General features: G+C 34.8%; 12 protein-coding genes. 7 read left to right on the plus strand and 5 right to left on the minus strand.

Translation table 11 applies throughout. The features are described from left to right. The first annotated feature begins 24 nt into the window (after positions 1-24). Positions 25-348 (plus strand): YbaB/EbfC family nucleoid-associated protein, encoded by a 324-nt coding sequence (locus tag ICJ84_RS07610; RefSeq protein ID WP_188215772.1) that lies wholly within the window; start codon positions 25-27, stop codon positions 346-348. Positions 349-353: 5 nt separating this feature from the next. Here the strand turns inward: ICJ84_RS07610 and ICJ84_RS07615 are convergent, their stop codons facing one another. Beyond that, positions 354-1,370 carry a threonine aldolase family protein gene (locus ICJ84_RS07615; RefSeq protein ID WP_188215773.1) on the minus strand — a complete coding sequence of 339 codons (1,017 nt, stop codon included), beginning with the start codon at positions 1,368-1,370 and terminating at the stop codon, positions 354-356. A 142-nt stretch (positions 1,371-1,512) separates the two neighbouring features. On the opposite strand from ICJ84_RS07615, the gene prfB reads away from it, so the two are divergent. The 5 genes from prfB to ICJ84_RS07640 all read left to right on the plus strand — a co-directional run bounded on the left by prfB (position 1,513) and on the right by ICJ84_RS07640 (position 7,847). After that, a protein-coding gene (gene prfB / locus ICJ84_RS07620) for a peptide chain release factor 2 (RefSeq protein ID WP_188215774.1) occupies positions 1,513-2,623 on the plus strand; the annotation gives its coding sequence in 2 pieces (ribosomal slippage) (positions 1,513-1,575 and positions 1,577-2,623; 1,110 coding nt in all). After that, positions 2,620-3,234 carry an HAD family hydrolase gene (locus tag ICJ84_RS07625; protein WP_188215775.1) on the plus strand — a complete coding sequence of 205 codons (615 nt, stop codon included), beginning with the start codon at positions 2,620-2,622 and terminating at the stop codon, positions 3,232-3,234. The genes prfB and ICJ84_RS07625 overlap by 4 nt, the downstream gene beginning before the upstream one ends. Then, entirely contained in the window at positions 3,231-3,572 is a 342-nt protein-coding gene (gene arsC / locus ICJ84_RS07630) for an arsenate reductase (glutaredoxin) (RefSeq protein ID WP_188215776.1), read from the plus strand. Before ICJ84_RS07625 ends, arsC begins: the two co-directional genes overlap by 4 nt. A 64-nt stretch (positions 3,573-3,636) precedes the next feature. Then, complete coding sequence (locus tag ICJ84_RS07635) at positions 3,637-5,193, plus strand: FG-GAP repeat domain-containing protein (protein ID WP_188215777.1); 1,557 nt, start codon at positions 3,637-3,639, stop codon at positions 5,191-5,193. A 104-nt stretch (positions 5,194-5,297) separates the two neighbouring features. Then, positions 5,298-7,847, plus strand: coding sequence for an outer membrane beta-barrel protein (locus ICJ84_RS07640; protein ID WP_188215778.1), 2,550 nt, complete (start codon positions 5,298-5,300; stop codon positions 7,845-7,847). A gap of 75 nt (positions 7,848-7,922) precedes the next feature. On the opposite strand, the gene ICJ84_RS07645 is transcribed toward ICJ84_RS07640, so the two are convergent. The 3 genes from ICJ84_RS07645 to ICJ84_RS07655 all read right to left on the minus strand — a co-directional run bounded on the left by ICJ84_RS07645 (position 7,923) and on the right by ICJ84_RS07655 (position 9,407). Continuing rightward, entirely contained in the window at positions 7,923-8,099 is a 177-nt protein-coding gene (locus ICJ84_RS07645; protein ID WP_188215779.1) for an ATP synthase subunit B family protein, read from the minus strand. Between the two features lie 123 nt (positions 8,100-8,222). Then, a complete protein-coding gene (locus tag ICJ84_RS07650) occupies positions 8,223-8,666 on the minus strand; it encodes an SRPBCC domain-containing protein (protein WP_188215780.1) in 444 nt (147 codons plus the stop codon). Positions 8,667-8,765: 99 nt separating this feature from the next. Beyond that, entirely contained in the window at positions 8,766-9,407 is a 642-nt protein-coding gene (locus ICJ84_RS07655; protein WP_188215781.1) for a peroxiredoxin, read from the minus strand. Between the two features lie 175 nt (positions 9,408-9,582). Between ICJ84_RS07655 and fumC the strand changes: the two genes are divergently transcribed. Further along, positions 9,583-10,980, plus strand: coding sequence for a class II fumarate hydratase (gene fumC / locus ICJ84_RS07660; RefSeq protein WP_188215782.1), 1,398 nt, complete (start codon positions 9,583-9,585; stop codon positions 10,978-10,980). A gap of 168 nt (positions 10,981-11,148) precedes the next feature. Here fumC and ICJ84_RS07665 read toward each other — a convergent pair whose 3' ends face one another. Beyond that, on the minus strand, positions 11,149-11,724 hold the full coding sequence (locus tag ICJ84_RS07665; RefSeq protein WP_188215783.1) for a Crp/Fnr family transcriptional regulator: 576 nt from the start codon (positions 11,722-11,724) through the stop codon (positions 11,149-11,151). Positions 11,725-11,995 lie beyond the last annotated feature (271 nt).

Here is an 11,995-nt window from a genome sequence, read left to right on the forward strand (position 1 = left end):
ATTTGTAATAAAAAATTATACACTATGTTTGGAGATATGATGAATATGATGGGTAAACTTAAAGAAACCCAACAAAAAGTTGAAGATACTAAAAAACGCTTAGACACCGTTCTTATTGATGAGTCTAGCAATGATAAAAAACTAAAAATCACGCTAACAGCAAACAGAACGATTAAAACCATTGAAATAGATGACGAGTTATTAGAAGACAAAGAACAACTTGAAGACTATTTAATTTTAACCTTAAATAAAGCTATTGAAAAAGCCACAAAGGTTAACGAGGCGGAATTAGCTGCAGTTGCAAAAGAGGGCATGCCTAGCATTCCAGGCATGGACTTTTTTAAATAATACTTTTAAAAAGTTTGGAGACACTCCAAAACTTTTTCGTGCATAAGTTGGGTATAATCGAGGTGAGTTACCATACGTAGCTTACCTCCCCCCATGCCTATTATATGGATGTTATTATCTTCTATTTTATTTAAGAACGCTTTCTCGTTAACATCTTTGTGCAACTCAAAAATCACAATATTTGTTTCAATAGGTTCGACCGATTTTACCTGAGACAATTTAGAAAGCACCTCACCCAACTCCTTAGCTTTCTTATGATCTTCTTCTAAACGATTAATATTATGATCTAAAGCATACAATCCGGCAGCAGCCAAATACCCCACCTGTCGCATATTACCTCCAAAAATTTTACGAATACGCAAAGCATCCTTCATGATGTCTGCATCGCCAACCAAAACAGATCCAACCGGACACCCCAAACCTTTACTTAAACACACCGAAATGGTGTCAAATAACACACCATACTGTTTAGCAGTTTCATTTTTAACGACCAAGGCATGCCATAAACGTGCTCCATCTAAATGAAAGCCCAAATTATGTTCATCGCAAACCTGCTTAATTTTAACCAGTTCATTGTAATCCCAACATGCACCACCGCCTTTATTCGTTGTATTTTCAACTTCTACTAAACTTGTTTTGGCATAATAATAAGCATCTGGATTTATAGCTTCGATCACCTGATTGGCTGTAAACATACCGCGATGCCCATCCAATAATCTGCACGACACACCACTATTGAAAGACGCTCCTCCCGATTCATAATTATAAATATGAGCATACTTATCGCAAATCACCTGTTCTCCTGGCTGGGTATGTAATTTTATAGCTGTTTGATTCGCCATTGTACCACTCGGAAAAAACAATGCCGATTCTTTACCGAATAATTCTGCTATTCGTTTTTCAAGGGTATTCATCGTTTCATCTTCCCGAAACACATCATCTCCCACCTGTGCCTTCATCATAACTTCAAGCATCTCTTTAGTTGGTTTAGTAACGGTATCGCTTCGTAAATCTATTTTCATTTTACGCCTTTAAAATTGAATTGAGAAAGTAAATCTATAAAATAATGACAACAATACTTTTCTGCTCTTCCTTTAAATTTTATTTTTGTTGAAAATAAAGGCCAATAGTTGGCTTTTACAAAACAATAACAATATAGAATACATGATAACTTCCGATCAAATTAAAGATCTTAATACCCGCCTTGACAAACTAAGGCACTATCTTTGACTTAGATAAAAAACGTATTGAAATACAAAACGAAGAAGAAAAAACCTTCGACCCTAATTTCTGGAACGACCCCAAAGCTGCTGAGACTATTATGAAATCACTTCGAGTGAAGAAAAAATGGGTTGAAGACTATAATACCATCAAAACACTTCTTGAAGATTTAGAGGTACTTTATGAATTTTATAAAGAAGGTGAATCTACCGAAGAAGATGTACAAAATCAATATAACAAGGCAGCTACCCTTCTAGAAGATACTGAGTTTAAAAACATGCTTTCCGATGAAGGAGACAGCCTAAGTGCCGTACTTCAAATTACAGCTGGTGCCGGTGGAACCGAAAGTTGCGATTGGGCAAGCATGCTCATGCGTATGTACTTAATGTATGCTGAAAAGAGCGGATTTAAAGTCAAAGAATTAAACTTTCAAGAAGGTGATGTTGCCGGCATAAAAACCGTGACTTTAGAAATTGAAGGCGACTTTGCTTTTGGATGGCTTAAAGGTGAAAACGGCGTACACCGTTTGGTGCGTATTTCGCCGTTTGACAGTAATGCCAAACGCCATACCAGTTTTGCTTCGGTTTACGTGTATCCTTTAGTTGACGATACTATTGAAATTGAAATCAATCCAGCGGACATTGAAATTACAACCGCAAGATCAAGTGGTGCCGGTGGACAAAATGTTAATAAAGTAGAAACCAAAGTCCAATTAACGCACAAGCCTACAGGTATTCAGATTTCATGTTCAGAAACCCGCTCGCAGCACGATAACAGAGCAAGAGCTTTACAAATGCTTAAATCGCAGCTTTATGAAATCGAGCTACAAAAGCAAATGGCACAACGTGAAGACATAGAAGCTGGTAAAATGAAAATTGAATGGGGAAGCCAGATTCGTAATTACGTGATGCAACCTTACAAACTGGTTAAAGATGTTCGCACCGGAAACGAAACTAGCAATGTTGATGCGGTTATGGATGGAAATATCGGTCCGTTTTTAAAAGCATATCTCATGATGATGGGGCAAAAAGTTGAAGACGATAATACCTTATGATAAACACGATAATTTTCGATTTAGGCGGCGTACTTATCGACTGGAATCCGGAGTATGTTTTTTTGGATGCCTTTAACGGCGATAAGGAAAAAACAGCTTGGTTTTTACAAAACATTTGCACTAGCGACTGGAATGAAAATCAGGATGCAGGTTATCCGTTAGCTCAGGCCACAGAAGATTTAGTGAATAAATTTCCGGAATACGAATCTTATATCCGCTTGTTTTATGGCGATTGGGAAAAAATGTTAGGAGGCGCAATTGATGGAACTGTGTTTATTTTGGATAAATTGGTAAAATCTAAAAACTACAAAGTGGTCGCTTTAACCAATTGGAGTAACGAAACCTTCCCTATTGCACAAAAACGATTCGAATTTTTACAGTGGTTTGAAGGCATTGTAGTTTCAGGAGACGAAAAAACAAGAAAACCGTTTAAAGATATTTACGACATCACACTGAAACGTTTTAATATCTCTCCTGAAAACACTTTGTTTATTGATGATAACCTTCGGAATATAGAAGCCGCCAAAGCTTTAAATATTAACGGCATTCACTTTAAAAATCCGGAACAATTAATTGAAGATTTAAAAATCTATAATATTCATATCTCATGATTAAAATATTTCACAACAGCCGATGCAGTAAATCGCGTTTAGGCGTTCAATTTTTAGAGAACGCTGGTAAAGAATTCGAGGTTGTAAAATACCTTGAAGATGTTCCAACCGAAACGGAATTAACTGAAATCATCAAGCTTTTAGACATTTCTCCAATAGAATTGGTAAGAACCAACGAAGCCATCTGGAAGTCCGATTACAAAGGAAAAAACCTTAGCGATGAACAAATCATTAAAGCCATGGTTGAAAACCCGAAACTTATAGAACGTCCAATCATAATAAACGGAGATAAAGCTGTTATAGGTAGACCAACCGAAAAAATTACTGAAATTTTTTAAATTCATCATTCATATTAAGGAAGGTTTTTATTTATATTTAACGACATAAAAGACCTTCTTTAGTATGAAAAAAATATTGGCTTATGTCCTTCCCTTAGTAATGCTAACTGCATTACTTTTTTTTACCCTTACTTCATATTCTAAAATTAAAACAGTTCCGGTGAATAAAATTGAAAACACCGAACAATTAAGTGGTCGAGAGTTAGCCAAAAGATACTGCACAATGTGCCATCTTTTTCCTGAGCCAAGTTTATTAGATAAAACCACATGGGCAGAAAAAGTACTTCCTAATATGGGGCTTCGTTTAGGTGTTAAAGACCCTAAAACTGACCCCTATAAAGACTTGGACCCAAAGGAAATTCAAATTATAAAAAGCCTGAATATCTTTCCTAACAATCAAATTATTTTGGATGATGATTGGCAAAAAATTATAAAATACTATAAAACCGAAGCACCTTCAAAACTCCCTGTTGCAAAAAATAATACGCCAGTAGACAATAACCTTATGCCTTTTGAAGCGCAATACATTACAGTTGGTGAAAATAAAATGCCAATGGTAACCATGCTGGAATTCAATAAAAAAACTTCAGAATTGTATATTGGGGATTTCAATAATCTATATGCCGTAAAAAATACAGGAGAACTAACCGGACATTGGAAATTAAACAGTCCGGCAACACATGCTGAATTCCGAGATAACAAATCTCCATTAGTTTTGGGCATTGGTAATTTCGCACCTTCAGATCAGGAAAATGGTATGCTAGCAAGTCTTTATCCTTCACAAGATGATAATGATAATATTTTTATTCAAAACTTAAAACGTCCGGTTTATTTCGTTTCAGGAGATTTGAATAATGACAGAAAAAAAGATGTAGTTGTCTGTAACTTCGGAAATTACACTGGCAAGCTATCTTGGTACGACGGATTCAATTCTAAAAAAGAACATGTATTAAGTTACCTTCCCGGAGCCCGTGTTGCTTACATTAAAGACATGAACAAAGATGGTAAACCAGATGTTATAGCTTTAATGGCTCAGGCTTTTGAGAGAGTTTCTATATTTTACAATCAAGGAAATAATATTTTTGAAGAAGAAAAAGTTGTTGAATTCCCACCCGTTTATGGAGTTAGTTACCTTGAACTTGTCGACATGAATAAAGATGGTTACAACGATCTCATTATTAGTAACGGTGATAACTGGGACCTTTCTCCTATTGAAAAACCATATCACGGATTTAGAATTTACTTAAATGACGGTAAAAACCATTTTAAAGAAAGCTATTTTTACCCATTAAGTGGCTGCAGTAAAGTAATGACCGGAGATTTTGATGGCGATGATGATTTAGATATTGTAGCCATTTCATTTTACTCTCAATTAGACAAACCTAATGAAAGTTTTGTTTACCTTCAAAATGATGGTAAAATGAATTTTACAGCCTCCTATTTACCACAAGCAAAAGATGGAAAATGGTTAACCATGGAAATAGCAGATTTTAACAACGATAAAAAGGATGATGTATTACTTGGTTCCTTTATCTACAACATAGCTGAAATGGGCAAAGCTGCAACCGCCGCCGGACACACCAAGTTTTCTCAAGTACTTTTATTAACTCAGAAAAAATAACAGTCCCTTAGTAACCTCTAGTTAACCGACTAATTAACTTTATTTTAACAAAACCCTACTAAACTTATATGTTTTTTTGAAGTCTAACACTTTAAAAAACAACTATGACCAAATATCTATTGACTGTCTTTACGCTTTTTGGTGTCACACTTTCTACCTTGGCACAACCAAAAGGCACAGATCCTGTTGCCGAAAAAAACATTATTATTACAGGAAGAGTGATCGATAAAGACATGAATATTCCTTTAGAATATGCGACAGTAGCATTCTTTAGTAAAGCAGAAAACAAAATTATTGACGGTTGTATAACCGATACTAATGGTAACTTTAGTATTCCTGTTGCTAAAGGAATTTATGATATTACAATAGAATATATTTCCTACAAGAAAGTTACCCTAAGCAATAAAAACTTAACTAAAAATGAAAATTTAGGTACAATTGCACTAACCGAAGATTTAGCAGCGTTAGATGAAGTTGAAGTGATTGCCGAAAAAACTACTGTAGAAATAAAACTCGACAAAAAAATATACAACATTGGTAAAGACCTTACCACTGCCGGAGGAACGGTTAGCGATGCCTTAAACAACGTGCCATCGGTTTCTGTTGATGTTGAAGGCGCTATTAGTTTAAGAGGAAACGAAAACGTGAAAATTTTAATTAACGGAAAACCTTCGGCTATGGCAGGATTTTCGGACTCTAATATTTTCAGTCAATTACCTGCCTCTGCTATTGAACGTGTTGAAGTTATTACGTCACCTTCTGCACGTTATGATGCCGAAGGAACTGCCGGAATCTTAAATATCATTTTAAGACAAAAAGAAACCTTAGGTTTTAATGGTTCGTTTAACTTAACTATAGGTAATCCAGACAACGTTGGGCTTTCTGCCAACCTAAACTACCGTACGGAAAAATTCAATCTTTTCTCTAATTTAGGATTTAGATACTCAGCACCTCCTAGAATTAGTTTTAACGACAGTAAATATTCTGTAACAACCGAAGGTGGCGTTACAACAATTCCTGAATATGAAAGAATTATAGAAGATCAGGACGTAGACCGTATAAACAGAAATTACAATGCCAACACCGGTATTGAATATTTCTTATCAGACAAAACCTCTTTAACAGCTAGTTTATTCTACAATTTTGGTAAAGATGAAGATTTATCTCTAAACACTAGTGATCGTTATAACGGTGGAAGTATTGTTGAAAGAACATTAAGAAGTGAAAAACAAAGTGAAGACGATAACAAATATCAATTTGCATTAAATTATATCACTAAATTTAATGATGATGGTCACGAATTAACAGCCGATTTTCAATATGAAAATGGATCTGAAGATCAATCAACCTACATTAATGAAAATTACGTCTTTACAGACAAAACCAATCCGGATACCTTTCAAAATGAAAATGTATTTTCTGTAGAAGACGAGAAAGAATATCTTTTACAAGCTGATTATGTTTTACCTATAAATGACAAATCCCGCTTTGAAGCTGGTTACCGTGGTAATTTCAGAAATAAATTAACCGATTATATTTTAGAACAAGAAGACATTAGTGATGGCAGTTACTTTGTTAATGATACTTTAACAAACATATTCGACTACACCCAAAATGTAAATGCACTATACACGCAATACGGAACTAAATTTGGAGAGTTCTCTTTTCTATTAGGGTTACGACTAGAAAATACACAACTTAAAGGAAATATAGATTCTCGATTAACCGAAGAAGAACTACAAACTGCTTTCGGCTACCCTATAGACACATCATTTGACAACAACTATCTGGGCCTGTTCCCTACAGTAAATTTAATATATAACTTGGCTGGGGAGAGTGAAGATTCTGAAGAAAATATATCTTTTGGTTATAACAGACGTATTAACAGACCTAACAGTTGGTTTATCAACCCGTTCCCTTCACGTTCTAGCCGAACAACGGTTTTTCAGGGTAACCCTAACTTAGAGCCGGCTTTTGCCAGTGCTTTTGATATAGGTTACTTAAAACGTTGGGATAAATTAACTCTAACCTCATCTATATATTACCAGTACGAAACCGATTCTTTTGAATTTATTCAGGAAAACACGGGCTACTACACTTCCGATGGTATCCAGATTACACGAAGAATACCCATTAATCTATCCAATAATACCAGAACAGGTGGAGAAGTTGGTATCATGTATAATCCTGAAAAGTGGTTACGAATCAATTCTAGCTTTAACTTCTTCCAGTTTGAAAAAGAAGGTGAATTCAATGGAATAGATTACGGTACAAAAAACACAAGTTGGTTTGCTCGTTTCAGTAGTAAAGTAACTTTACCAGCCAGTATCGATTGGCAAACCAACATGAACTATAGAGGGCCAAGTGCCACAGCACAAGGTGAAACAGAAGGAATATTCTCAATAGACTTAGCGTTCAGTAAAGATATCTTTAATAACAATGCGACCATTTCATTAAACGCACAAGATTTACTAAACTCCAGAAAACGACGCTCTACAAGATTTACTGAAGGTATTGAAACTTATAGTGAATTTCAATGGAGACAACGTCAGGTAAACCTATCATTAATTTACAGATTCAACCAACAGAAAAAACAACGCGAGCGTCCAACTAATGGTGGTATGGATGATGACGATATGGGTGGTGGTTTCTAAAGAACCACTACTCCAACAAAAAAGGGAAGCTAAAATTAGCTTCCCTTTTTTGTTAATATATTTTCAAAAAAAATGTTAGGCGTTTTGACGCTTAGCTTTTTTCTCTTCTCTAATTTCTTTCATTCTTTCAATTAAAGCGCCTCCAATCCAGTAAGGAATTACGAACGTTAATAAGAAAATCATTAACCAAAACCCTATGGTTAAGATGGTTAAAAAAGCTAAAAATCCTAAATATTGGTCAAAATCGAACATAATTGTTAAGTGTCTTTAAAAAATATGAAGCAAAGATAATATAAAGCTTTTTGTAATACAATATGAAACTAAAATTTATTAACAGAGTTTTTAAGAACAGTAAATCTACTTCATTTGAATTGTTTACTTATTTTCAGATAAATCTTTTACTATTTGAAGCGCTTTAGGAAAAGTTTCATAAAAATATGATTCATATTCTTTTACTGTATCTAATCCAACTTCAAGCGTAGTTACACCATTTGTTTCGGTTAAGGTATAGTCCTCCTTCGCACCTAACCAATCTTTCGTTTTTTCATTTGGAGGTAACTCAACACCTTGTTCAAGCATTCCTAAATGTTCAATTCCCATAAACTCATTGGTTATCCGTTTGTAAATTCGGCTACGCATGCCACTTCCCTTTCCATCTGTAAACAGCGCCGTACTACCTTCTACCCAATCTGTTTCTACCTGCGAATCTTCACTAAAAATTTTAGTCCATTGCGGGTAGGTTACTTTACCCCAAAGCACATTCCAAACCATTTCGGACTTGGCATTAATACCCACTTTAAAACTCAGTCTGTGTAACATGATTAAATTCTTTTAAAATGATATTATAAATTTACCAGTTAATGTAAACAAAAAAGCACCGCCTTTTAATTTTAATGACGATGCTTTACAATTTAAGTGTTAATCTAAATTGGGTTGTGGAGTCATCCTTAAATAAGGTTTAACTTCTTTATGCCCTTTCGGGAATAAACTCGGAATTTCTTCATTGGTAATAGCCGGCGAAATCACCACGTCTTCTCCATTTTTCCAATTGGCTGGTGTTGCTACTTTATGATAAGCGGTTAATTGTAAGCTATCAATAACTCGTAACAATTCTTCAAAATTTCGACCTGTTGAAGCCGGATATGTAATGATTAATTTCACTTTTTTATCATCACCTATAACAAATACTGAACGCACAGTAAATTTTTCGCTGGCATTCGGGTGAATCATATCGTATAATTCAGATACTTTTCGATCTTCATCTGCAATGATTGGGAAATTTACGGTGGTATTTTGTGTTTCATTAATATCACTTACCCAACCTTTATGCGACTCTAAACCATCTACGCTAAGCGCAACTACTTTTACATTACGCTTTTCAAACTCATCTTTATATTTGGCTACTGTCCCTAATTCGGTGGTACATACCGGAGTGTAATCTGCCGGGTGCGAAAATAAAATCCCCCAGCTATCGCCTAACCATTCATGAAAATTGATATCGCCTTCGGTTGATTTAGCTGTAAAATTAGGTGCTACATCGCCCAGTCTAATTGCTGCCATAATACTTTATTTTTAAAAATTTAATTCCTACTAAATTAATCAATTTAATAGAATTAATAAGAAGAAATTAACTTTTAATTTTTAAGTTGAAAAAAATTAATAAAACTACATCTTATCGTGCTTTTAAACTTCCTAAAAAACTTAACTTTGTTACTTTAATTAAATCATTATTACGATGAGTTTTAGAATAGAAAAAGATACTATGGGCGAGGTAAAAGTGCCTGCCGATAAACTTTGGGGCGCACAAACCGAGCGTTCAAGAAACAATTTTAAAATAGGGCCTTCGGCATCTATGCCATTAGAAATTGTTTACGGATTTGCTTACCTTAAAAAAGCTGCGGCTTTTACAAACTGCGAATTAGGGGTTTTACCTATTGAAAAGCGTGATTTAATCGCGGCTGTTTGTGATGAAATTTTAGAAGGAAAACATGACGATCAGTTTCCTTTAGTTATCTGGCAAACAGGTTCAGGAACCCAAAGTAATATGAATGTTAACGAAGTTATCGCTAATCGTGCTCAGCAATTAGCAGGTAAAGTAATTGGGGAAGGCGATAAAGCGATTCAGCCAAACGACGACGTTAACAAATCACAATCATCAAACGATACCTTCCCTACTGGCATGCACATTGCGGCTTACAAAAAAATTGTAGAGGTTACACTACCGGGAGTAAAACAATTACGTGATACCCTTCAAAAGAAATCTGATGCCTTTAAAGCAGTTGTTAAAATTGGTCGTACGCACTTAATGGATGCAACACCTTTAACCCTAGGACAAGAGCTTTCTGGTTATGTGGCGCAATTAAACTACGGTATTAAAGCATTGGAAAACACTCTACCTCACTTAAGCGAATTGGCTTTAGGTGGTACTGCGGTAGGAACTGGATTAAATACACCAAAAGGGTACAGCAAACGTGTTGCTGAATATATTGCTCAGTTTACAAAATTACCTTTCGTTACCGCTCCTAATAAATTTGAGGCACTTGCTGCTCACGATGCTTTAGTTGAAACTCATGGAGCTTTAAAGCAATTAGCGGTGTCTTTAAACAAAATTGCTAACGATATTAGAATGATGGCTTCTGGACCAAGAAGTGGTATTGGAGAAATCATCATCCCAGCTAACGAACCAGGAAGTTCTATCATGCCTGGAAAAGTAAACCCTACACAATGTGAAGCTTTAACTATGGTTTGTGCTCAGGTTATGGGTAACGACGTAGCCGTTTCTGTTGGTGGTTTACAAGGTCACTACGAGCTTAACGTATTTAAACCTGTTATGGCAGCAAACGTTTTACAATCAGCGCAATTAATTGGTGATGCTTGTGTAAGCTTTGATGAAAACTGTGCAGTAGGCATCGAACCTAACCACGATGTGATTACCAAATTATTAAACAACTCGTTAATGCTTGTTACAGCATTAAATACTAAGATTGGGTATTACAAAGCAGCAGAAATTGCCAATACGGCTCATAAAAACGGTACAACTTTAAAAGAAGAAGCCGTTAATTTAGGGTATGTAACAGCTGAAGATTACGACGCTTGGGTGAAACCAGAAGACATGGTTGGAGGCTTAAAATAATTAAACAACCTTTATTGATACCAAAGAAAAAACAGGTCATTAAAATGACCTGTTTTTTTTGTTGGTTAGTTAGCTATTAATCTTTCTTTTGTTAGTTAATTAGGTATACTTAAGAAAGGAATTCCTGCCAAATATATTACTTAACAGCTTTCAATCAATTAACAAATGTTAATTGATTTCACTTTTTTTTCTAATACGACTTAACTGAACTGGAGTAATTCCCAAATAAGATGCGATGTGATACTGAGGTATAATCTTATCGACATCAGGAATTTGCTTCTTTAATTCCACATATCTATCTTTTGCTTCAAGGGATATTAAGTCAACCAGACGTTTTTCATATAAAACATAAAACGATTGGAGAATTTTGTTGTACAGTTTACTAACCGATAAATTAGTTTCGGCTAATTCCATAACCTTTTTAAAATCGACTTCATGAATTTCACAATCGGTAAGCGTCTCAAAAACAAATTGTGAAGGTTGATTTTTCATTAAGGCAGTTAAGGATCCAAAAAAACTGTTAGACAAGTAAAAGCTCTTATTAAACTCTTTACCCGACTCGGTACAAATATAACACCTAACAACGCCCGAAAGCAGTAAATATACCTTGTTAGGAACTTCATTTATTTTAACAAGTTGCGTACCCTGTTTTAGTGTTTTTAATTCTGACACCTTTAAAAGTTCTTCAAATGTTTCATTAGAAATACTTGAAAAAGTATTTAAAATTTCTTCTTCTAATTGCATTCTATTAATAAAATTTAAAGCATTAGTACATGCTTATTATTGTTAGTTAGTAATAACAGATGCATTATTTAACAAAAGGAATGAGTTGCTATTAATCTCCTAAGTTTTACTGATGCAGCGTAATACACCAAATGTAAAAGTTATACACTGATATCACAAAATTTCAATTAAAATTCGAGCAAGAGCCAAATAATTTCCTTTAAACGACAGTTTATTGTATGAAAAAACCCCAAGCTTGCACTTGAGGTTTTATTATTTGGGGTATATCGGT

Source organism: Aestuariibaculum suncheonense, from assembly GCF_014596935.1.
Lineage (GTDB): Bacteria > Bacteroidota > Bacteroidia > Flavobacteriales > Flavobacteriaceae > Aestuariibaculum > Aestuariibaculum suncheonense.

Coding starts and splice junctions, on each gene's coding strand:
- ICJ84_RS07610 (WP_188215772.1), top strand. CDS start 25: ATGTTTGGAGATATGATGAATATGATGGGTAAACTTAAAGAAACCCAA.
- ICJ84_RS07615 (WP_188215773.1), bottom strand. CDS start 1,370: ATGAAAATAGATTTACGAAGCGATACCGTTACTAAACCAACTAAAGAG.
- ICJ84_RS07625 (WP_188215775.1), top strand. CDS start 2,620: ATGATAAACACGATAATTTTCGATTTAGGCGGCGTACTTATCGACTGG.
- arsC (WP_188215776.1), top strand. CDS start 3,231: ATGATTAAAATATTTCACAACAGCCGATGCAGTAAATCGCGTTTAGGC.
- ICJ84_RS07635 (WP_188215777.1), top strand. CDS start 3,637: ATGAAAAAAATATTGGCTTATGTCCTTCCCTTAGTAATGCTAACTGCA.
- ICJ84_RS07640 (WP_188215778.1), top strand. CDS start 5,298: ATGACCAAATATCTATTGACTGTCTTTACGCTTTTTGGTGTCACACTT.
- ICJ84_RS07645 (WP_188215779.1), bottom strand. CDS start 8,099: ATGTTCGATTTTGACCAATATTTAGGATTTTTAGCTTTTTTAACCATC.
- ICJ84_RS07650 (WP_188215780.1), bottom strand. CDS start 8,666: ATGTTACACAGACTGAGTTTTAAAGTGGGTATTAATGCCAAGTCCGAA.
- ICJ84_RS07655 (WP_188215781.1), bottom strand. CDS start 9,407: ATGGCAGCAATTAGACTGGGCGATGTAGCACCTAATTTTACAGCTAAA.
- fumC (WP_188215782.1), top strand. CDS start 9,583: ATGAGTTTTAGAATAGAAAAAGATACTATGGGCGAGGTAAAAGTGCCT.
- ICJ84_RS07665 (WP_188215783.1), bottom strand. CDS start 11,724: ATGCAATTAGAAGAAGAAATTTTAAATACTTTTTCAAGTATTTCTAAT.